This is a genomic window from Kitasatospora sp. UYEF31 (genome assembly GCF_057291755.1).
In genome coordinates, this window is sequence record NZ_JBXAWK010000001.1 from 92750 (window position 1) to 113907 (window position 21158).

General features: G+C 67.8%; 18 protein-coding genes. 17 read left to right on the forward strand and 1 reads right to left on the reverse strand.

Annotated features, from left to right (window positions below; all coding sequences use genetic code 11):
* Positions 1 to 39: 39 nt before the first annotated feature.
* A complete protein-coding gene (locus AC0Z36_RS00435) occupies positions 40 to 1443 on the reverse strand; it encodes a TerD family protein (RefSeq protein WP_485460560.1) in 1404 nt (467 codons plus the stop codon).
* 140 nt (positions 1444 to 1583) lie between these two features.
* On the opposite strand from AC0Z36_RS00435, the gene AC0Z36_RS00440 reads away from it, so the two are divergent.
* The 17 genes from AC0Z36_RS00440 to AC0Z36_RS00520 all read left to right on the forward strand — a co-directional run bounded on the left by AC0Z36_RS00440 (position 1584) and on the right by AC0Z36_RS00520 (position 20944).
* The gene (locus tag AC0Z36_RS00440; RefSeq protein WP_485460561.1) at positions 1584 to 1907 is read left to right on the forward strand and encodes a PadR family transcriptional regulator; all 324 of its coding nucleotides are present in this window, start codon (positions 1584 to 1586) and stop codon (positions 1905 to 1907) included.
* Positions 1904 to 3271: an HAAS signaling domain-containing protein gene (locus AC0Z36_RS00445; RefSeq protein WP_485460562.1), complete on the forward strand. Its 1368-nt coding sequence runs from the start codon at positions 1904 to 1906 to the stop codon at positions 3269 to 3271. The genes AC0Z36_RS00440 and AC0Z36_RS00445 overlap by 4 nt, the downstream gene beginning before the upstream one ends.
* A gap of 500 nt (positions 3272 to 3771) precedes the next feature.
* Positions 3772 to 4131, forward strand: a complete 360-nt coding sequence (locus AC0Z36_RS00450; protein ID WP_485460563.1) for an NADH-quinone oxidoreductase subunit A — start codon at positions 3772 to 3774, stop codon at positions 4129 to 4131.
* A gap of 55 nt (positions 4132 to 4186) precedes the next feature.
* Positions 4187 to 4765 carry a NuoB/complex I 20 kDa subunit family protein gene (locus AC0Z36_RS00455; RefSeq protein WP_485460564.1) on the forward strand — a complete coding sequence of 193 codons (579 nt, stop codon included), beginning with the start codon at positions 4187 to 4189 and terminating at the stop codon, positions 4763 to 4765.
* A gap of 14 nt (positions 4766 to 4779) precedes the next feature.
* Positions 4780 to 5499: an NADH-quinone oxidoreductase subunit C gene (locus AC0Z36_RS00460; protein ID WP_485460665.1), complete on the forward strand. Its 720-nt coding sequence runs from the start codon at positions 4780 to 4782 to the stop codon at positions 5497 to 5499.
* A complete protein-coding gene (locus AC0Z36_RS00465; RefSeq protein WP_485460565.1) occupies positions 5499 to 6821 on the forward strand; it encodes an NADH-quinone oxidoreductase subunit D in 1323 nt (440 codons plus the stop codon). The genes AC0Z36_RS00460 and AC0Z36_RS00465 overlap by 1 nt, the downstream gene beginning before the upstream one ends.
* A gap of 23 nt (positions 6822 to 6844) precedes the next feature.
* The gene (gene nuoE, locus AC0Z36_RS00470; RefSeq protein ID WP_485460566.1) at positions 6845 to 7552 is read left to right on the forward strand and encodes an NADH-quinone oxidoreductase subunit NuoE; all 708 of its coding nucleotides are present in this window, start codon (positions 6845 to 6847) and stop codon (positions 7550 to 7552) included.
* Positions 7549 to 8862: an NADH-quinone oxidoreductase subunit NuoF gene (gene nuoF / locus AC0Z36_RS00475; protein ID WP_485460567.1), complete on the forward strand. Its 1314-nt coding sequence runs from the start codon at positions 7549 to 7551 to the stop codon at positions 8860 to 8862. The genes nuoE and nuoF overlap by 4 nt, the downstream gene beginning before the upstream one ends.
* On the forward strand, positions 8859 to 11534 hold the full coding sequence (locus AC0Z36_RS00480) for an NADH-quinone oxidoreductase subunit G (RefSeq protein ID WP_485460568.1): 2676 nt from the start codon (positions 8859 to 8861) through the stop codon (positions 11532 to 11534). The genes nuoF and AC0Z36_RS00480 overlap by 4 nt, the downstream gene beginning before the upstream one ends.
* Positions 11531 to 12862, forward strand: a complete 1332-nt coding sequence (gene nuoH, locus AC0Z36_RS00485) for an NADH-quinone oxidoreductase subunit NuoH (RefSeq protein ID WP_485460569.1) — start codon at positions 11531 to 11533, stop codon at positions 12860 to 12862. The genes AC0Z36_RS00480 and nuoH overlap by 4 nt, the downstream gene beginning before the upstream one ends.
* Positions 12863 to 12915: 53 nt before the next feature.
* Positions 12916 to 13506 (forward strand): NADH-quinone oxidoreductase subunit NuoI, encoded by a 591-nt coding sequence (gene nuoI / locus AC0Z36_RS00490; protein WP_485460666.1) that lies wholly within the window; start codon positions 12916 to 12918, stop codon positions 13504 to 13506.
* Complete coding sequence (locus tag AC0Z36_RS00495) at positions 13503 to 14432, forward strand: NADH-quinone oxidoreductase subunit J (protein ID WP_485460570.1); 930 nt, start codon at positions 13503 to 13505, stop codon at positions 14430 to 14432. The genes nuoI and AC0Z36_RS00495 overlap by 4 nt, the downstream gene beginning before the upstream one ends.
* The gene (nuoK, locus tag AC0Z36_RS00500; protein WP_485460571.1) at positions 14429 to 14728 is read left to right on the forward strand and encodes an NADH-quinone oxidoreductase subunit NuoK; all 300 of its coding nucleotides are present in this window, start codon (positions 14429 to 14431) and stop codon (positions 14726 to 14728) included. Before AC0Z36_RS00495 ends, nuoK begins: the two co-directional genes overlap by 4 nt.
* 61 nt (positions 14729 to 14789) lie before the next feature.
* On the forward strand, positions 14790 to 16715 hold the full coding sequence (gene nuoL, locus AC0Z36_RS00505; RefSeq protein ID WP_485460667.1) for an NADH-quinone oxidoreductase subunit L: 1926 nt from the start codon (positions 14790 to 14792) through the stop codon (positions 16713 to 16715).
* 2 nt (positions 16716 to 16717) lie between these two features.
* Complete coding sequence (locus AC0Z36_RS00510; RefSeq protein ID WP_485460572.1) at positions 16718 to 18337, forward strand: NADH-quinone oxidoreductase subunit M; 1620 nt, start codon at positions 16718 to 16720, stop codon at positions 18335 to 18337.
* Positions 18334 to 19887: an NADH-quinone oxidoreductase subunit NuoN gene (gene nuoN, locus AC0Z36_RS00515; protein WP_485460573.1), complete on the forward strand. Its 1554-nt coding sequence runs from the start codon at positions 18334 to 18336 to the stop codon at positions 19885 to 19887. The genes AC0Z36_RS00510 and nuoN overlap by 4 nt, the downstream gene beginning before the upstream one ends.
* Before the next feature lie 49 nt (positions 19888 to 19936).
* Positions 19937 to 20944: a polyprenyl synthetase family protein gene (locus tag AC0Z36_RS00520; protein ID WP_485460574.1), complete on the forward strand. Its 1008-nt coding sequence runs from the start codon at positions 19937 to 19939 to the stop codon at positions 20942 to 20944.
* The last annotated feature ends 214 nt before the right edge of the window (positions 20945 to 21158 follow it).

Below are 21158 nucleotides of genomic sequence, written 5' to 3' on the forward strand. Positions count from 1 at the left end.
CTGCCGCACTATCAGACTAACCGGTTGGAGAACGGCCCGTCAGCCCGCCGTCTTCTTGAACTCCACCGGACCCAAGTCCATCCCGAAACTCCCGTCCGGATTCAGCGCCGGGCGCGATTCGCTCATCGCCCGGCTGTACGCCTCGATGTGCTGGATGGCCACGCCGTCCGGGTCGGTGAAGTCGATCAGTGCGATGGCGACCCAGTACGACGTGTTGTTGTCGTCGAACAGCGGCGCGGTGACCGTACTGCCCCGGCCGTCGGTCACCACAGCCTTCGCGCCGTAACTCTTGAAGCTGCCCGCGCCGTTGGCCACCGCGCTGTACGCGCAGATCAGCACGAAACCCTGGTCCTGCGGCCGACTGATCTTGATGGTCTCGATGCCGGGCACCCGGGCGTCACCCATGAGCTGGATGTGCGGGTCCGCCTTCAGCGTGCCGAGGCTGTTCCAGTACACCGCGCCGGTCTTCGGGTCCACGCCGACGTTGCGCTTCTGGGCTTCCTTCGCCTCTTTGATCGCCGCTTTGATGGCTTTGAGCGCCCCCATCTTCGCGGGTGCGGGCGGGGCCGGGTTCCGGTTGATGCCGATCTGCGCGCGGTCGGCGACCTTCGCCTGGGCGGCGGGGATGAATATGGCGTACAGGTCGAGGTCCGCGCCGCGCTTCTGGCGTTGCGGATCGCCGCCGTCCCATTCGAGGGTGGCGGTGACGGTGATGTCCGAACCGCCCTTCTCCATCGAGATGGTGGCCCGGCCGCCCTTGGCGAGGTTGACCTTGCCCAGCGGCTCCTTGGCCATGGAGATGCGTGGCGCTTCCGGGGGTGCGGGGGACGCGTCCGGTTTGGTCACTGAAAGCACGAGGGCGGGCGCGGGCTCAGCTGACGGCTTGGGCACGGCTACCGGCACTGTCACAGGCTCAGCGACGGTTTCAGGTTCAGGCTCGCCCACGTCCACGCCGAAGTCCGTCGCCACGCCGATGAGCCCCGAGGCGTAGCCCTGCCCGACCGCGCGTACCTTCCAGGCGTCGCCGCGGCGGTACAACTCGGCCAGCACGACGGCGGTCTCACCCTGCATCAGGTCCGGGAGCACGCAGTCGGCGGCGAACGCGCCCGCGGAGATGTCCGTACGGAGGCCTGTCACGTGGGCGAAGGTCGAGTCGGGGTGGTCCACATCAACGCTGGCGATGACCGCTACGCGCTCGACGTCGGCGGGGAGTCGCGCGGGCAGTACGTCGACCCGGCCGGCGCCGCCGTCGGCGCTGAAGCGCACGGCTCCGGCTTCCGTCTCCGGGTTGTTGAAGAAGACCATGTCCTCATCCCGGCGCACCTTGCCCGCTGAGTCGAGGAGCAGCGCGGTCACATCGACGCCGACGCCTGGGCCGCAGTGCACCTCCAGGGAGACGGGGCCGTCGGGGAGCGCGCTGTTCTGTCCGGGACTCAGGTTCATGCGGGTTGGCCCTTCCTCCTGCTGTACGGGTGTGCGCCCAAGCATCGCTGATGATGCGCCACAACGCAGCAAAACGTTTCTTCGATCCACTACTACGCATTGTGTAGTACTGTCCGAAGCGGAAGAGTGGAAGGGTCTCAATGGACACCAGTCAACTGCTCAAAGGCGTGCTCGACCTGGCCGTGCTCGCGGTGCTCCGCGACGAGGACGGGTACGGGTACGACGTGCTGCGGCGCCTGCGCAAGGCAGGCATAGACGACGTCGGCGACGCATCGGTCTACGGCACACTGCGGCGGCTTTACAACGCGGGGCTACTTACTTCGTACGTCGTGGCGAGCGACGCGGGTCCGAACCGCAAGTACTACTCGCTCAACGAACCAGGACGTCAGCGGCTGCGTGAATCGGCCGGGGTCTGGCGGTCCTTCGCCGGGACCATGAGCGAACTCATCGGGGAGACAGCATGAACGACAACGGTGGGTCCGCGGGCCTGCACCCGGCAGCGGAGTCGTACAGGAACGCGGTGCGCCGCGCGCTTTCCGACCTCCCGGATCCGGAGGTCGAGGAGATCCTCGACGACGTCACCCTCAACCTCGCCGACGTGGTGGGGGAACTGGGTCTGGAGACCTCGGCGGAGACGCTCCGGGCCCGCCTGGGGGAACCGGGCGAGTACGCAGCGGAGTTGCGCGGCGCCGCGGGCTATCCGCCGGCCCCGGCGAAGAGCGGCGGCGTCCCGGCCCGGTTCCTGCCCGCGCTGGCGGCCCTGGGTCTGGGGACGACTGTGCTGTTCTCCTTGCTCAGCGGGTTCTGGATGATCAGGGCTGACGGGCCGGTGTGGGCGGTTCCGGCTGTCGCCGCAGTCCTGTTCGGGCTTGCTTCGCGGGCATGCCTACGACAGCGCGATCCGGCGCTGACGGAGATCGCCCAGCTGGGACTGGCGGGCCGGGCGCGCGACCTGTGGGACTCGGCGGCCGTCGGCCCGGCGCAGCCGGTGTTCGAGTACGGCCGGACTTTGCAACCGGCCTGGTGGCTGATCCGGGCCGGGGCGGTGGGTCTGGCGGTGGGGCTCCTGACGGACAGTGTCGTGGCGGGTGTGCTGGTCACGCTGGTGGCGGCCGTCCCGTCGGTGCTCCTCGGCCGCCTGGCGCACCAGGACCGGCGGTGGCTTTGGATCGGACTGCCCGTCAGCGCGATGGCGGCCGGCCTGGCGTTCGCCGCGTTGTTCAGTATCGAGACCTCGTCGGGGTCGGACGACTACAGCTCGGTCAGTTCCCCCACCGGGAACCGAGCTCCGGTGTACAGCTCGTCCGGGCAGAGCGTCCTGCCCGTACAGAACGTGTATCCGTTCACCGCCGACGGCAAGCCGCTAACGGACATCTACCTGTTCGATGAGACGGGTCAGCCGCTGGGTGTCCGGACCGGAAATGTGGACGACTGCCGGGTCGGTCGAGTGCCGATGTCTTCAACGCCCGGCTACTACCCCGCCTCCGGCTATGGGCCGCAGGGGCCCGGTGGCGGCAGCGAGTTCGGCACCCGGTTCCCGCAGCCGCGGGGCGAAGTGGCTGCGGACGGCCAGTGCCACGAGGTGACTGGAGCACCGTTCGCGGTGGCGATCCCGAAGGGCGGGAGTACTCCCGGGACGGTTCCCGGGCCCAATCCTGGAACGACGCCGGGGACCGTCCCCGGGCCGGCCTCCAGCACGGCCCCCGGAGCGGGCGTGACCCCGGGCCCGAATTTCAGCCAGGGCCCGCAGTCCGGTGGCCCCGCCCCGCAGCCGTCGACCCCTTCGTCCGTTTCGCCCGCGTCGCCGGGCACAGTGCCCTCCCCCTGAAGGGGATCTTCCGGAGGCTGCGGAGTTGATCTCCGCGCCCCTGCCCTCCGTACGTCGGCTGTTGTTCACGGTGTTCCGCATAACGATCTTTGACGAACAGGCCCGGGCCGCCCCAGCGGCGCTCCGGGCCTGCTGCGTTTCCAGCCATAAACCCCGCAGCGGCTACCAGTTGATCGAACGATCATCAAATTTGATGAACCGCCAGGTCAGGTGTTATAGACATGCGCTCGATCCGTCTCCTGGGGACTGCGGACCTCGGGCGTTCGGTGATCATCTAATAGCCCGTAGTCGACTTTTGCGCACCTGCAACCGGTTCTGATCGATCGTTAGGTGGCGAAGATCACATCAAGATCACTATGGGGTCGTGTCGCAGATCACATCGCTTGAGGCGTAGGATCGCCACCGCACAGGGCGCTTGTGAAGCGGGTCACATGGACTGATCGTGTTCCGGTGGCCGTGCCTCAGCGCAGACCGCACCGATGGGAGAAAAGGGGAGAGCGGTGAACCTTTACGCGCCGATCCTCGTGCTCGCGGGCGTGGCCCTCGCGTTCGGGATCGTCTCGCTGGTCGCGGGCACGCTGACCGGGCCCAAGCGCTACAACCGCGCCAAGCTCGAAGCGTACGAATGCGGTATCGAACCGACCCCGCAGGCGACGGGCGGCGGCCGGTTCCCGGTCAAGTACTACCTGACGGCGATGCTCTTCATCATCTTCGACATCGAGATCGTCTTCCTCTACCCGTGGGCGGTCTACTTCGACTCCCTGGGGATTTTCGGGCTCGTCGAAATGCTGCTTTTTGTCCTCTCCGTCTTCGTCGCCTACGCGTACCTGTGGCGGCGTGGGGGCCTGGAGTGGGACTGACCCGCCGTCGGTCCACCGCGCACACGTCACTACCGACGAGCTGAGAGGTATTCCGATGGGTATCGAGGAGAAGCTGCCCAGCGGCTTCCTGCTGACCACGGTGGAGGGGCTCGCGGGCTACTTCCGCAAGAGCTCGTTCTGGCCGGCGACCTTCGGGCTCGCCTGCTGCGCGATCGAGATGATGTCGACGGGCGCCGGTCGCTACGACCTCGCCCGCTTCGGTATGGAAGTGTTCCGGGCCTCGCCGCGGCAGGCCGACCTCATGATCGTCGCGGGCCGGGTCAGCCAGAAGATGGCGCCGGTCCTCCGCCAGATCTACGACCAGATGGCCGGACCGAAGTGGGTCCTGGCGATGGGCGTGTGCGCCTCGTCGGGCGGCATGTTCAACAACTACGCGATCGTGCAGGGCGTGGACCACATCGTGCCGGTGGACATCTACCTGCCCGGCTGTCCGCCCCGTCCGGAGATGCTGATGGACGCGATCCTCAAACTCCGCGAGGAGATCCAGGCCATGCCCTTGGGCGTGAACCGCGAGAAGGCGGTCAAGGCCGCGGAACTCGCCGCGCTGAACGCGAAGCCGACCATCGAGATGTCCCTCACCGCGACGCAGTCCCGGGGCGGTGTCCTGCTGTGAGCGAAGAACAGAGCATGGGCCTGCCCACCCAGCGGGGCGCCGCCGAACGCGAGGTCATCGAGACCCGCCAGGGCATGTTCGGCGCCCGTGGCACCGGAGACACCTCGGGATACGGAAACCTCGTCCGTACGGTGTCGTTGCCCGGCGCGGCGGTCAGGCCGTACGGCGGACCGAACGGCACGGCCGACGGTGAAGGCGAGTTCGACCTCGTCGCGGACGAACTCCAGGGGGCGCTCGAAGAGGGCGGGCTCCAGTTCGGTGAAGCAGTCGAGAAGGTTGTCGTCGACCACGGCGAAATCACTTTCCATGTAAGGCGGGACGCGCTGGAGCGGGTCGCGCTGACGATGCGCAACGACCCCGCCCTGCGCTTCGAACTGTGCACGGGTGTCAGCGGGGTGCACTACCCGGAGGAAGCCGGCCGCGAACTGCGGGCCGTCTACCACCTGCGGTCGATCACCCACAACAGGCTGGTCAGGGTTGAGGTTTGTGTCCCCGACGCGGACCGGCACCTGCCGTCGCTGGTGAGCGTCTACCCGACGCTCGACTGGCACGAGCGTGAGACGTACGACTTCTTCGGTCTCATCTTCGACGGCCACCCGGCGCTGACCCGGATCCTCATGCCGGACGACTGGCCCGGCCACCCGCAGCGCAAGGACTATCCGCTCGGCGGCATCCCCGTCGAGTACAAGGGCGCCCAGATCCCGCCGCCGGACCAGCGGAGGTCGTACTCCTGATGACTGATCAGACAACCGCGAACGCACGCGACACGACCGAGGGCCGCGTCTACACCGTCACCGGTTCCGACTGGGACGAGGTGGTCCAGGCCGCCGCGGACGCCGAAGAACGCATCGTCGTCAACATGGGTCCGCAGCACCCGTCGACGCACGGCGTGCTCCGACTGATCCTGGAGCTCGACGGCGAGACGGTCACCGAATCCCGGTGCGGCATCGGTTACCTGCACACCGGCATTGAGAAGAACCTCGAATTCCGTACGTGGACCCAAGGGGTCACGTTCGTCACGCGCATGGACTACCTGACCCCCCTCTACAACGAGGCGGCCTACTGCCTGGGGGTGGAGAAGATGCTCGGGATCACCGAGCAGATCCCCGACCGGGCGCAGGTCATCCGGGTGCTGCTGATGGAGCTCAACCGCATCTCCTCGCACATGGTCTGCCTGGCCACGGGCGGCATGGAGATCGGCGCGCTGACGGTCATGACCTTCGGCTTCCGGGACCGCGAACTGATCCTGGACGTCTTCGAGATGGTCACCGGGCTGCGGATGAACCACGCGTACATCAGGCCCGGCGGCCTCGCCCAGGACTTCCCGCCGGGGACGGTGGACAAGATCCGCGAGCTGGTGGAGATCCTGCCGGGCCGGATCCGCGAGTACGAACTGCTGCTCAACGACAACCCGATCTTCAAGGGCCGTACGGTCGGCATCGGCTACCTGGACCTGGCCGGGTGCATGGCACTCGGCGTCACCGGGCCGGTCCTGCGCAGCGCCGGTCTGCCGCACGACCTGCGCAAGACGCAGCCGTACAGCGGTTACGAGAACTACGAGTTCGACGTTCCGACGGTCGACACCTGTGACGCGTACGGGCGTTACCTGATCCGCATCGCGGAGATGAAGGAATCCCTGAAGATCGTCGAGCAGTGCCTGGACCGGTTGAAGCCGGGCCCGGTGATGGTGGAGGACAAGAAGATCGCCTGGCCGGCGCAACTGGCCCTGGGGCCGGACGGGTTGGGCCAGTCGCTCGACCACATCCGGAACATCATGGGCACCTCGATGGAGTCCCTGATCCACCACTTCAAGCTGGTGACCGAGGGCTTCCGGGTCCCGCCGGGCCAGGTGTACTCAGCGATCGAATCGCCTAAGGGCGAACTGGGCGTGCACATCGTGAGCGACGGTGGGACGCGGCCGTACCGGGTGCACTTCCGGGACCCGTCCTTCACCAACCTGCAGTCGATGGCCGCAATGTGCGAAGGCGGACAGGTGGCGGACGTGATCGTGGCCGTGGCGAGCATCGACCCGGTGATGGGGGGTGTGGACCGGTGAGCGCCTTGATGGGAATGCCGAGGATGCCGGCCAAACCGTACGACCCTGACGTTAAAATCCGGCTCGAACGGGACGCGAAGGAGATCATCTCCCGTTATCCCGGCTCGCGTTCGGCACTTCTGCCGCTCCTCCACCTCGTGCAGGCGGAGGAAGGGTATGTCAGCGGGACCGGCATCGAGTTCTGCGCGGAGATCCTGGAACTCAGCGCCGCCGACGTGACCGGGGTCGCGACCTTCTACTCGATGTACCGGCGCAAGCCGGGCGGCACCTACCAGGTCGGCGTGTGCACCAACACGCTGTGCGCGGTGCTGGGCGGCGACCAGATCTTCGCCGAGCTGAAGGAGCACCTCGGCGTCGGCCACGGGGAGACGACGCCGGACGGCGCGGTCACCCTGGAACACATCGAGTGCAACGCGGCCTGCGACTACGCGCCGGTGATGATGGTCAACTGGGAGTTCTTCGACGATGTGACGCCGGAGAGCGCGAAGCGCCTGGTGGACGAACTCCGGGCGGGCAAGACGGTTTCGCCGACCCGGGGTGCGCCGTTGATGCCGTTCCAGGACACCTCGCGGATCCTCGCCGGGTTCCCGGACGAGCGCCCCGGCGCCAACGACGCGGGTGGCACGGGTGGCGCGCCGACCCTGGTGGGTCTGCGGATCGCCAAGGGGCTGAAGACGGGCGTTACCGCACCTCAGGTCGTCGCACAGCGCAAGGAAGGTGACGAGGCGTGACTGAGATCCTCACCCCGGTCCTCTCCGAGTTCTGGGACGACCCGAAGTCGTACACGCTGGACGTGTACAAGCGCTACGGCGGTTACCTGGGCCTGCGCAAGGCCCTGCAGGTCGAGCCGGACGCGGTCATCCAGACCGTGAAGGACTCGGGTCTGCGCGGCCGCGGCGGCGCGGGGTTCCCCACCGGCATGAAGTGGGGCTTCATCCCGCAGGGCGACGGCAAGCCGCACTACCTGGTGGTCAACGCGGACGAGTCCGAGCCGGGCACCTGCAAAGACATTCCGTTGATGTACGCCAATCCGCACTCCCTCATCGAGGGCGTGATCATCGCGGCGTACGCGATCCGGTCCAAGCACGCGTTCATCTATCTGCGCGGCGAGGTCGTCCCGGTGCTGCGGAGGCTCAACGCAGCGGTCGCCGAGGCGTACGAAGCCGGGTTCCTCGGCGCGGACATCCTCGGTTCCGGATTCAGCCTGGACCTGATCGTCCACGCGGGTGCCGGCGCTTACATCTGCGGTGAGGAGACCGCGCTGCTCGACTCCCTGGAGGGGCGGCGGGGTCAGCCCCGGCTGCGGCCACCGTTCCCCGCCATCGCCGGTCTGTACGCCTCGCCGACGGTGGTCAACAACGTTGAGTCGATCGCCTCGGTGCCCGCGATCCTGCACAAGGGCGTCGAGTGGTTCCGGACCATGGGAAGCGAGAAGTCCCCCGGTTTCACCCTGTATTCGCTCAGCGGGCATGTGAATAACCCGGGGCAGTACGAAGCGCCACTCGGTGTGACGCTGCGTCAGCTTCTCGACCTTTCCGGCGGCGTACGGGACGGGCACCGGCTCAAGTTCTGGACCCCCGGCGGGTCCTCGACACCGATGTTCACCGACGAGCACCTCGACGTCCCGCTGGACTACGAAGGCGTGGGCGCGGCGGGTTCGATGCTCGGCACCAAGGCGCTCCAGATCTTCGACGAGACGGTGTGCGTCGTCCGGGCCGTCCTGCGGTGGACCGAGTTCTACGCGCACGAGTCGTGCGGCAAGTGCACACCGTGCCGCGAAGGCACGTACTGGATGGTGCAGTTGCTCGAACGTCTGGAGCAGGGCGACGGCACCGAGGAGGACCTGGAGACGTTGCTCGACGTCGCCGACAACATCCTCGGCAAGTCCTTCTGCGCGCTGGGCGACGGCGCGGCGAGCCCGATCCAGTCCTCGCTGAAGTACTTCCGCGCGGAATACCTCGCGCACTTCGAACACGGTGGCTGTCCCTTCGACCCGGCGGCTTCGACCGTGTGGGCCTCTGAGCTGGTGGGTGTCCAGTGACCGTTACAACCAACGCGCCAACAGGCGGACCGCCGGCCGAGAAGCCCGTGGACCTCGTCACCATCACCGTCGACGGCGTTGAGATCACCGTGCCCAAGGGCACGCTGGTGATCCGGGCCGCCGAAATGATCGGTGTGCAGATCCCGCGGTTCTGCGACCACCCGCTGCTCGACCCGGTCGGCGCCTGCCGGCAGTGCCTGGTGGACGTCGAAGGGCAGCGCAAGCCGCTCGCCTCGTGCACGACCACGGTCACCGACGGCATGGTCGTCAAGACGCAGCTCACCTCCCCGGTCGCCCGCAAGGCGCAGGACGGGGTCATGGAGTTGCTGCTGATCAACCACCCGCTGGACTGCCCGGTCTGCGACAAGGGCGGCGAATGCCCCCTGCAGAACCAGGCGATGGGTTCGAAGCGGTCGGTCTCCCGGTTCGGCGAGGTCAAGCGGACGTACGCGAAGCCACTGCCGATCTCGACGCAGGTACTGCTCGACCGCGAGCGCTGCGTGCTGTGCGCGCGGTGCACCCGGTTCTCCGAGCAGATCGCGGGCGACCCGTTCATCGAGATGATCGAACGCGGCGCGCTCCAGCAGGTCGGCATCTACGAGAACCAGCCCTTCGAGTCGTACTTCTCCGGCAACACCATCCAGATCTGCCCCGTGGGCGCGCTGACTTCGGCCGCCTACCGGTTCCGGTCCCGGCCGTTCGACCTGGTCTCCTCGCCCACGGCGTGCGAGCACTGCGCGTCGGGCTGCGCGATCCGGACCGACCACCGGCGCGGCAAGGTCATGCGCCGACTGGCCGGAGACGACCCGGAGGTGAACGAGGAGTGGAACTGCGACAAGGGCCGCTTCGCGTTCCGGTACGCAACGCGCGGCGACCGCATCACCCAGCCGCTGGTCCGGAACACTGAGACCGGTGAGCTGGAAGAGACCTCCTGGCCGGAGGCCCTGGCGGTCGCGGCCAAGGGGTTGAGCGCGGCGCGCGGCCGGGCCGGGGTCCTGGTCGGCGGCCGGTCGACGTACGAAGACGCCTACGCGTACGCGAAGTTCGCGCGGATCGTGCTCGCGACCAACGACATCGACTTCCGGGCGCGGGCGCACTCCGCGGAGGAGGCCGGGTTCCTGGCCGCCGCCGTCGCCGGTACGGGACTGGGCGTCACGTACGCCCAGCTCGAAAAAGCGCCCGTGGTGCTGCTCGTCGGCTTCGAGCCGGAGGAGGAGTCGCCGATTATTTTCCTGCGCCTCCGCAAAGCGGCCAAGACGAAGGGCGTGAAGGTCTTCTCGCTGGCGCCCTTCGCCACCGGCGCGCTGCGCCGGATGTCCGGCGTACTGCTGAAGTCCGCTCCTGGCACTGAAACCGAGTGGCTGGACGCGCTCGGAGCGCCCGCGGGTCTGACTGCGCCTAGGCGAACAGAGTTCGACCTGACCGGCCGGACGGCCGCCGAGGGACTGCGGGAGCCGGGAGCGGTGGTGCTGGTCGGGGAGCGGCTGGCGGGCGTCCCCGGCGCACTCTCGGCGGCCGTCCGGCTGGCGGCTGAGACAGGCGCGCGACTGGCCTGGGTGCCGCGGCGGGCCGGTGAGCGCGGGGCTGTCGAGGCCGGTGCGGTGGCCGGGCTGCTGCCCGGCGGCCGACCGGTCAGTGACCCCGACGCACGCGACGCGATGGCTGCGGCCTGGGGCGTCGCCGAGGTGCCGTCCGGCTTCGGCCTGGACACCGGGTCGATCCTGGAGGCAGCCCGCGAGGGCAAGCTGGGCGCACTGGTGGTCGGCGGCGTCGAACTCGCCGACCTGCCGGACCCGGCCGGTGCGCGGGCGGCCCTGGAGGCCTGCCGGTTCACCGTCAGCCTGGAGCTGCGGCACAGTGAGGTCACTGAACGGGCCGATGTGGTCCTGCCGGTGGCCGCGCCCGTGGAGAAAGCCGGGACGTTCCTCAACTGGGAGGGTCGCGAACGGCCGTTCCAGGCGGTCCTCGACCGTGACCAGCTGACCCCGGACACCACGGCGCGGATGCCGGACCTGCGGGTTCTGCACTCGATCGCGGACGCGATGGGTGTGCCGCTGGGGCTGCCGGACGTTTCGGCGGCCCGCCGGGAGATCCGCCGACTGGGGAGCTGGGACGGCGAGCGAGCCGCCAGGCCGACCAGCCAGGCAGTCGAACTGCCGCGCCCCGCAAGCGGCGAGGCAGTGCTCGCCTCCTGGCGGATGCTGCTCGACGACGGCCGGGCCCAGGACGGTGAACCGGCGCTGGCCGGAACCCGTCGGCTCCCCGTCGTCCGGCTCGCCGCCGCCACCGCGGCGGAGATCGGCGCGGTCGACGGCGGAGACGTCACGGTGACCGCCGACGGCGGCGAAGTGACGCTTTTGCTCAAAGTCACGGACATGGTCGACCGGGTGGTCTGGCTGCCGGGCAACTCGCCCGGCTCACACCTCGGGACCGATCTCGGCGTCGCTTCGGGCACAGTCGTGAAGATCAAGGTCGCGGCCAGGGTGGACGAACCCGACGCGGACGGCCACGGATTGAACGGCACCGGCGCGCACACTCCTGTTGAAGCACAGCCAGCTGGAGCACGGCCTGTTGGAGCACGGCCTGTTGGAGCACGGCCTGTTGGAGTGCAGGCTGCCGGAGTGCAGGCTGCCGGAACACAGTCCGCTGACGCGCAGGAGGAGGCCCGATGAACGCTTCTCCGACCTACTTGGCTGGGAACCCCGTCGGGTTCGGCAACGACCCGTGGTGGCTGGTGCTCGCCAAGGCTGTCATCGTCTTCGCCTTCTGCGTGGTCATGACGCTCTTCGCGATCTACTGGGAGCGCAAGGTCGTCGCGTGGATGCAGATGCGCGTCGGGCCCAAGCACACCGGACCGCAGGGTCTGCTCCAGTCCCTCGCGGACGGTGTGAAGCTGGCGTTCAAGGAGGACATCACCGTCACAGCCGCCGACAAGGCGGTGTTCATCCTCGCGCCGCTGGTGGCGATGGTCCCGGCGTTCATGGCCTTCGCGGTGATCCCGTTCGGCCCCGAGGTCTCGATCTTCGGGCACCGGACGCACCTGCAGATGACCGACCTGCCGGTCGCCGTGCTGTACGTCCTGGCCACCGCGTCGGTGGGCATCTACGGCATCGTGCTCGCCGGCTGGTCGTCGGGATCGACCTACCCGCTGCTCGGCGCCCTGCGGTCCACCGCTCAGATGATCTCGTACGAGGTCGCGATGGGACTGAGCTTCGCGGCGGTGTTCCTCTACTCGGGCTCGATGTCCACGAGTGAGATCGTCGGCGCCCAGCAGGACACCTGGTACGCCGTACTGCTCCCGGTCTCGTTCATCATCTACGTCATCGCGATGATCGGCGAGACCAACCGCGCCCCCTTCGACCTCCCCGAGGCCGAAGGCGAACTGGTCGGTGGGTTCCACACCGAGTACTCGTCGCTGAAGTTCGCCCTGTTCTTCCTCGCCGAGTACGTGAACATGGTGGTCGTCTCCTCGCTGGCGACCACCCTGTTCCTCGGCGGCTACCGCGCGCCGTGGCCGGTCACGGCAGTGTGGGAGGGCGCGAACTCCGGCTGGTGGCCGCTCCTTTGGTACTTCGCCAAGGTGCAGATCTTCCTCTTCATGTTCATCTGGTTGCGTGGCACGCTCCCACGTCTGCGCTACGACCAGTTCATGAAGTTCGGCTGGAAGGTGCTCATCCCGACCTCGCTGGTCTGGCTGATGCTCGTCGCCACAGTCCGGGCCATGAAGAACGAAGGCTACGACTACCGGACGACGGTCATGTGGATCGCCGGCCCCGTCCTGGTCCTCGTACTCCTGTCCTTCGCCTGGGACCTGATGCGCGGAACGCCGGACAAGGAAGACGAACCCGACGAGAAGACAAGGGAGTTCGATCCCATGGGCGGGTCCTTCCCGGTGCCTCCGCTGCCCGGGCAGCAAGCGCCGCCGGTGCCGCGCAGGAACGTGCGGCGTCAGGCCGAGACGGTCGGCGCACCTGCTTCAACCACCGATACGGAGGCCTGACCGTGGCCAACATCCTCGGACCGGCCGCAGGGTTCGGCGTCACCTTCGCGACCATGTTCAAGAAGGCGAACACCGAGTTCTACCCGTTTGAGAAGAAGCCGACCGCACCCCGGTTCCACGGACGCCACCAGCTCAACCGGTATCCGGACGGGCTGGAGAAGTGCATCGGCTGTGAACTGTGCGCGTGGGCCTGCCCGGCTGACGCGATCTACGTGGAGGGCGGCACCAACACCGACACCGAGCGCTACTCGCCCGGTGAACGGTTCGGCGCCGTCTACCAGATCAACTATCTGCGCTGCATCTTCTGCGGCCTGTGCATCGAAGCCTGCCCGACCCGGGCGCTGACGATGACCAACGAGTACGAGTTGGCCGACACGTCGCGGGCCAGCCTGATCTTCACCAAGGAGCAGCTGCTCGCGCCGCTGCACGAGGGCATGGTCGAGGCGCCGCACGACATGTACCCCGGTACGGACGAACGCGACTACTACCTCGGGAAGATCACCACGGCGGCTCCGGGGACGGAGCGGCAGACGGTGGGCGCCGGGCTCAAGGAAGACGAGTTCGGAGACTTCCCCGAGGAGACCGTTCCCGAAGGTGCCGACGCTGACGCGGCCCGCGCACAGGCGGCGGGAGGCCGACAGTGAGTCCGTACGTCGACCTCGCAGCCGAGGTCACCAGAACGTCAACCGGTGAAGCCTTCCAGTTCTGGGTGCTCGCGATCATCGCGACCGCCGGGGCACTGGGCACGGTGCTGATGAAGAAAGCGGTGCACAGCGCACTCGCCCTCGCGTCCACCATGATCTGCCTCGCGCTGTTCTACATGGCGCAGGGCGCGGTTTTCCTCGGCGTCGTACAGATCGTCGTCTACACCGGCGCGATCATGATGCTCTTCCTGTTCGTCCTGATGCTGGTCGGCGTCTCCTCGGCCGATTCACTCAAGGAGCAACTGCGCGGCCAGCGCTGGGCGGCGGCCGGCATCGGTGTCGGTTTCGGCCTGCTGCTCATCGCCGGGATCGGCAACGCGTCCCTGAAGACGTTCGTCGGCACGGGGACGGCCGACGCGCAGTACGGCGGCAACGTCCAGTCGCTCGCCCACCTCATCTTCACCCGCTACGTCTGGGCGTTCGAGGTCACCAGCGCACTGCTGATCACCGCGGCGGTCGGCACGATGGTGCTCGCCCACCGCGAGCGCCTCATCCCGCGCAAGTCGCAGCGGGAGCAGTCCGAAGAGCGCATCAAGGACAACAAGTACGTCGCGCCGCTCCCCGCGCCCGGTGTGTTCGCCCGGCACAACTCGGTGGACACCCCCGCGCTGCTGCCCGACGGCACACCGGCCGAGCTTTCGGTCAACGCGACGCTGCGGGCCCGCGGTCAGGTCCGGGACATCAGCGCCGAACGGATCCGTCCGGTCGGCCAGATCGGCGGCGACGCCGAAGAGTGGTCGGACGTCCGCCCCGAGGTGCCGCCGGCCCGGCAGCAGTCCGGCGGGGCGCCCACACCTGGGCCTGACGACGAGCCGGACAACGGCGACGACCACGTCGGTGCCTCGCCAGTAGGAGATGCCAGGTGAATCCAGCCAACTACCTGTACCTGTCGGCGCTCCTGTTCACCATTGGCGCGTCCGGGGTGCTCCTGAGGCGTAACGCGATCGTGGTCTTCATGTGCGTGGAGTTGATGCTGAACGCCTGCAACCTGGCGTTCGTCACCTTCGCCCGGCTGCACGGCAACCTCGACGGCCAGATCATCGCGTTCTTCACGATGGTCGTCGCCGCCGCGGAGGTCGTGGTCGGCCTGTCGATCATCATCGCCATGTTCCGCAGCCGCCGTACGGCCTCGGTCGACGACGCCAACCTGATGAAGTGGTAGGGGACGTACGGTGATCGAACCATCTTTCCTGGCCTCCGAAGGAGGAGGCGGGCTGCACGCGGTGAACGCCACCGGCACCTTCGACCTGATCTGGCTGGTAGTCGCGCTCCCACTGCTCGGCGCGGCGGTACTGCTGCTCGGCGGGAAACGCACGAACAAGTACGGCGCCGGCCTCGGCCTCGGTCTGGCCTGGGCGTCCTTCGGCGTCGGGGTCGCACTGTTCAGCGCGATGCTCGACAAGTCCGGCGCTGAGCGGTCGGTCAACCAGCACCTGTGGACGTGGGCTCCGGTGGACGGCTTCCAGGCCGACATCGGCATGCACCTGGACCAGCTGTCCATCGTGTTCGTCCTGCTGATCACCGGCGTCGGGTCGCTGATCCACACGTACTCGCTCGGGTACATGAAGGAAGACCCGAACAAGCGGAAGTTCTTCGCCTACCTCAACCTCTTCCTGGCGGCCATGCTGCTGCTGGTCCTGGCGAACAACTACCTGCTGCTCTACGTCGGCTGGGAGGGTGTGGGCCTGGCCTCGTACCTGCTCATCGGCTTCTGGCAGCACAAGCCCTCGGCGGCCACCGCGGCCAAGAAGGCGTTCATCATGAACCGCGTCGGCGACTTCGGTCTGGCCGTCGCGATCTTCCTGATGTTCACCACCTTCGGGACGTTCTCCTTCGACGCGGTCCTGGGCGGCAACGCGCAGGCGTCGGAGAAGACGTTCACTGTCATCGGCCTGATGCTGCTGCTCGCGGCCTGCGGAAAGTCGGCGCAGTTCCCGCTGCAGGCCTGGCTGGGCGACGCGATGGAGGGCCCGACCCCGGTCTCGGCCCTGATCCACGCGGCGACCATGGTCACCGCCGGCGTGTACCTGATCACGCGTTCCGCGTACATCTTCAACGCGGCGCCCGACGCGCAGACGGTCGTCCTGGTCGTCGGGGCGATCACGGTGCTCTTCGGCGCGATCGTCGGCTGCGCGAAGGACGACATCAAGAAGGCGCTCGCGGCGTCGACGATGTCGCAGATCGGCTACATGATCCTGGCGGCGGGCCTCGGCCCGGTCGGCTACGCGTTCGCGATCATGCACCTGGTGACGCACGGCTTCTTCAAAGCCGGGCTGTTCCTCGGCGCGGGCAGTGTCATGCACGCGATGGACGATGAAGTAGACATGCGGCGGTACGGCGGACTGCGCAAGTACATGCCGATCACCTTCGTCACCTTCGGCCTCGGCTACCTGGCGATCATCGGCTTCCCGCTGCTCTCCGGGTTCTTCTCCAAGGACAAGATCATCGAGGCGGCCTTCGCCAAGGGCGGTACGGGCGGCTGGGTGCTGGGCGGTGTGACTCTGCTCGCGGCCGGACTGACCGCGTTCTACATGACGCGCGTGATGCTCATGACCTTCTTCGGCAAGGAACGCTGGAAGGACGCCCCGGTCGGGGCCTCCTCCGACTGGCACTCGCCGCACCCGCACGAGTCGCCGGCGGTCATGACGATCCCGATGATCGTGCTGGCCTTCGGATCGGTCTTCGCCGGTGGCCTGTTCGCGCTCAACAGCAACTTCGTGCACTGGCTGACCCCGGTCACCGGGCACGCGGAGGGCGACCTGCCGGTTCCCGTCTGGTCGATCACCGGCGCGGCGATGGTGATGGTCCTGGCCGGTGTGCTCGTCGCGTACTTCCAGTACGCACGCCGCGACGTGCCGGTGATCGCACCGGCCGGTTCGCTGGCCACGGTGGCGGCCCGCAAGGACCTCTACCAGGACACGATCAACGAAGGCCTGGTCATGCGGCCGGGCCAGTACCTGACCCGACTGCTCGTCTGGGCTGACAGTCGCGGCATCGACGGGTTCGTCGGCGGGCTCGCCGCCGCGGTCGGCGGAACGTCGGCGCGGGTGCGCAAGGTCCAGACCGGCTTCGCCCGGTCCTACGCCCTGTCGATGTTCGGTGGCACGGCAGTGGTGGTCCTGGCGACGCTGATGGCAAGGGCGGTTTGAGAATGAGTGGCTATCCCTGGCTGACCACCCTGGCGGTGCTGCCGTTCGCCGGCGGTGTTGCGGTCGCGTTGACCCCGGGCACCAAGCGGCAACTCGCGAAGTCCATCGCGCTGGTGGTCTCGCTGCTCGAACTGGCCCTGGCCATCGCGGTCATCGCGAAGTTCGACAAGAACAGCGGTGAGAAGTACCAGCTCACCGAGTCGTACACCTGGATCAAGAACTTCGGGGTGCACTGGTCGCTCGGCGTCGACGGCATCGGGGTCGTGCTGATCCTGCTGACCGCGGCGCTCATGCCGATCCTGGTGCTCGCCTCGTGGAACGACGCGGATGAGCCCGAGGGCTCGAAGGCTTCGCTCCGCAAGACCCACGCGTTCTTCGCCCTGATGCTGATGGTCGAGTCGATGGTGATCGTGTCCTTCGCGGCCACCGACATCTTCCTCTTCTACATCTTCTTCGAAGCCATGCTCATCCCGATGTACTTCCTCATCGGCGGCTACGGGCCATCGCAGCCCGAGGGGGAGAAGCAACGGTCGTACGCTGCGGTCAAGTTCCTGCTCTACAACCTCCTGGGCGGGCTGGTCATGCTGGCCGCCGTGGTGGCGCTCTACGTGGCCACCGCGCGGGACAGCATCGGCGCGGACGGCCGGGGCACCTTCGACCTCGCGGTCGTGACCGAGGCGGTCCACAACGGCAGCCTCAGCATGTCGTCCAACACCCAGAACGCGATCTTCCTCGGCTTCATGTTCGCGTTCGCGGTCAAGGCCCCGCTGTTCCCGTTCCACACCTGGCTGCCGGACGCGATGACCGAGGCCACCCCGGGTACGGCCGTACTCATCACCGCGGTGGTCGACAAGGTCGGCACTTTCGCGATGCTGCGGTTCTGCCTCGAACTGTTCCCCGACGCGTCCAAGACCTTCGCGCCGGTGATCATCACGCTGGCGGTCATCGGGATCATCTACGGAGCGCTGCTCGCCGTCGGCCAGACCGACATCAAGCGGCTGATCGCGTACACCTCGATCTCGCACTTCGGGTTCATCATCCTGGGCATCTTCGTGATGACCAGTCAGGGCCAGAGCGGCGCGACGCTGTACATGGTCAACCACGGCTTCTCCACCGCCGCGCTGCTGCTCATCGCCGGATTCCTGATCACCCGGCGCGGCTCGAAGATGATCGCCGACTTCGGCGGTGTCCAGAAGGTCGCCCCGGTCCTGGCCGGAACCTTCCTGGTGGCCGGACTGGCCACCTTGTCGATGCCCGGACTCGCACCGTTCGTCAGCGAGTTCCTGGTCCTCGTCGGCGCGTTCGCCAAGTACAAGGTGGCGGCAGTGTTCGCCACCACTGGCATCGTGCTCGCCGCGCTGTACGTGCTGGTGCTCTACCAACGCACGATGACCGGCCCGGTCAAGCCCGGCAACGAGAAGCTCCCCGACCTGAACATCCGTGAGCTGGTCGTCGTCACACCGCTGATCGCCCTGCTCCTGGTCCTGGGCGTCTACCCCAAGCCGGTGCTCGACATCGTCAACCCGTCGGTGGACCGGACGCTGGTGCAGGTCGACCAGAAGGACCCGCCGCCCACCAAGCCGATCGCTGAGCCCGAAGCTCCTGTTGGAGGCCACAAGTGAGTTCCGTGCTCGCCGTCACGGTGATCGACGCGCCGAAGATCGAGTACGGCGAACTCTCGCCGATGCTCATCATCTTCGGGGTGGCCGTCATCGGCGTACTCATCGAGGCGTTCCTGCCGCGCAAGGCCCGCTACTGGGCCCAACTCGGCACCGCCCTGCTCGGCATGGCGGCGGCCTTTGTCGCCGTCTGCCTCCTGGCGGGCAAACATGAGATCGCCGCCGTCGGCGCGGTCGCCATCGACGGCCCGACGCTGTTCCTCCAGGGCACGATCCTGCTGATCGGGATCGCGTCGGTGCTGTTGATCGCCGAACGCAAGCTGGAAGGCGGTGGCGATGCTTTTGCGCCGCAGGCAGCCGCGGCCCCCGGCAGTGAGCAGGAGAGGCAGGCGGCCGCGGCCGGCTGGCAGCTGACCGAGGTCTACCCGCTGACGATGTTCGCGCTCGGCGGCCTGCTGCTCTTCCCGGCGGCCAACGACCTGCTGACGATGTTCATCGCCCTTGAGGTGTTGTCCCTCCCGCTGTACCTGCTGTGCGGCCTGGCCCGGCGCAAGCGCCTGCTGTCCCAGGAAGCCGCGCTCAAGTACTTCCTGCTCGGCGCGTTCTCCTCGGCGTTCTTCCTGTTCGGCACAGCCCTGCTGTACGGCTACTCGGGAAGCGTGGACCTGGCGAAGATCGCTGTAGCCAGCGGCGGCGCGATGGACGACGACGCACTGCTGCTCATCGGCATGGCTATGGTCGCGGTCGGCCTGCTGTTCAAGGTCGGCGCGGTGCCGTTCCACTCCTGGACCCCGGACGTCTACCAGGGCGCGCCCACCCCGATCACCGCGTTCATGGCCGCCGCGACGAAGGTCTCGGCCTTCGGCGCGATCCTGCGGTTCTTCTACGTGGCCATGCCCGGCATGAAGTGGGACTGGCGGCCGGTGATGTGGGGCATCGCGATCCTCACCATGGTCGCCGGCGCGGTCATCGCGATCACCCAGACCGACGTGAAGCGGCTCCTGGCCTACTCGTCGATCGCCCACGCGGGCTTCCTGCTCACCGGCGTGGTCGCGGCTGACCGGGCCGGTGTGTCGTCCACGTTGTTCTATCTGGTGTCGTACGGATTTGTGACGCTCGGCGCGTTCGCCGTGGTCACCCTGGTGCGGGACGCCGACGGCGAAGCCACCCACCTGTCCAGCTGGGCCGGTCTCGGGCGTCGCTCGCCTCTTGTCGCAGGAGTGTTCGCCATCTTCCTGCTCGCCTTTGCCGGAATCCCGCTGACCAGTGGTTTCGCCGGAAAGTTCGCCGTGTTCCAGGCGGCGGCCGAAGGTGGTGCGGGACCCTTGGTGGTGGTGGGTGTGCTGTGCTCGGCGGTGGCCGCGTTCTTCTACGTCCGGGTCATCGTTCTGATGTTCTTCTCCGAGCCGCGGGCAGACGGCCCGAGTGTTGTCGTGCCGTCTGTGATGACCACCGCAGCCATCGCCCTGGGTGTGGCCGTTACTGTGGTCCTGGGCGTCATGCCGCAGCCGGTCCTCGACCTTGCGGACAAGGCGGCCGTGTTCGCTTACTAGGCACTTCAGACGCAGACAAGATCTGCGTAGTCGACAGGAGACACTCGTCATGACGATCGTCGGGCCCTTCGGGCTGAACGTCGCCGACGAGGCCCTCGATGCCGAGGTCCGGGTGGGGATGGCCGATGTGGAGCAGGAGCTCCTCGCGTCCATGAAGAGCGAGTTCCCCTTCCTCACCCAGACCTCGCGGCACCTCGCCGAGGCCGGTGGCAAGCGCTTCCGCCCACTGCTGACCCTGCTCGCCGCACAGTTCGGCGACCCGCAGGCGCCCGGCGTGGTCCCCTCCGCGGTGGTGTGCGAACTGACCCACCTGGCGACGCTCTACCACGACGACGTGATGGACGAGGCCCCGCTGCGGCGCGGCGCACCCAGCGCGAACTCCCGCTGGGACAACTCGGTGGCCATCCTCACCGGCGACTTCCTCTTCGCCAAGGCCTCCGAGATCGTCTCCGACCTCGGCGCCGAGGCCGTACGCATCCAGGCCCGCGCCTTCTCCCGCCTTGTCACCGGTCAGATCCGGGAGACGGTCGGCCCGCAGGACGGCGAGGATCCGGTGCAGCACTACCTGTCGGTGATCGCCGACAAGACCGGCTCGCTGATCGGCACCTCGGTCCAGTTCGGCGCGATGTTCGCCGGCGCCGACGAGGCCACGGTCGACATCCTCACCCACTACGGCGAGCGGATCGGCGTGGCCTTCCAGTTGGCCGACGACGTGCTCGACATCGCCAGCGACTCCACCGAGTCGGGCAAGACAGCTGGCACGGACCTGCGTGAAGGCGTGCCCACGCTGCCGCTCCTCTACCTGATGGCGACCGCGGACCCCGCCGACGCGGCCGACCAGCGGCTCCTCGAACTGTGCGGCGGCCCCATCACCGACGACGCCCTGCACGCCGAGGCACTCAGGCTGCTGCGCGCCCACCCCGCGCTGGCCAGGGCCAGGCAGGACACCCGCCGTTACGCCGAAGAGGCCCGCGACCTGCTCGCCCCGCTGCCCGACGGCCCGGCGAAGTCCGCGCTGTCGATGCTGTGCGAACTGGTGGTCGAGCGCAGCGCGTGAGCGCGTTCGTGTGCGCGTGACGTTGTACGAAGTACTTCCCGCGTCGTCATCAAGGCCCGGTCCGGGGCCGGAGGTACTCCCGCAGGCTTACCCCCGGTGACTCCGACTGGGGGACGTGCTGCCCCTGCTCCTGGTGATCTGCTGGTCACACACGGCCCGACCGGGTCGTGACGGATCACACCCGGGCGGAGGCGACGGCCGAAGGGTTCGTGAG

Coding starts and splice junctions, on each gene's coding strand:
- AC0Z36_RS00445 (WP_485460562.1), top strand. CDS start 1,904: ATGAACGACAACGGTGGGTCCGCGGGCCTGCACCCGGCAGCGGAGTCG.
- AC0Z36_RS00510 (WP_485460572.1), top strand. CDS start 16,718: ATGAGTGGCTATCCCTGGCTGACCACCCTGGCGGTGCTGCCGTTCGCC.
- nuoE (WP_485460566.1), top strand. CDS start 6,845: ATGCCGGCCAAACCGTACGACCCTGACGTTAAAATCCGGCTCGAACGG.
- nuoI (WP_485460666.1), top strand. CDS start 12,916: ATGTTCAAGAAGGCGAACACCGAGTTCTACCCGTTTGAGAAGAAGCCG.
- AC0Z36_RS00460 (WP_485460665.1), top strand. CDS start 4,780: ATGGGCCTGCCCACCCAGCGGGGCGCCGCCGAACGCGAGGTCATCGAG.
- nuoH (WP_485460569.1), top strand. CDS start 11,531: ATGAACGCTTCTCCGACCTACTTGGCTGGGAACCCCGTCGGGTTCGGC.
- AC0Z36_RS00465 (WP_485460565.1), top strand. CDS start 5,499: ATGACTGATCAGACAACCGCGAACGCACGCGACACGACCGAGGGCCGC.
- AC0Z36_RS00520 (WP_485460574.1), top strand. CDS start 19,937: ATGACGATCGTCGGGCCCTTCGGGCTGAACGTCGCCGACGAGGCCCTC.
- AC0Z36_RS00440 (WP_485460561.1), top strand. CDS start 1,584: ATGGACACCAGTCAACTGCTCAAAGGCGTGCTCGACCTGGCCGTGCTC.
- AC0Z36_RS00435 (WP_485460560.1), bottom strand. CDS start 1,443: ATGAACCTGAGTCCCGGACAGAACAGCGCGCTCCCCGACGGCCCCGTC.
- AC0Z36_RS00455 (WP_485460564.1), top strand. CDS start 4,187: ATGGGTATCGAGGAGAAGCTGCCCAGCGGCTTCCTGCTGACCACGGTG.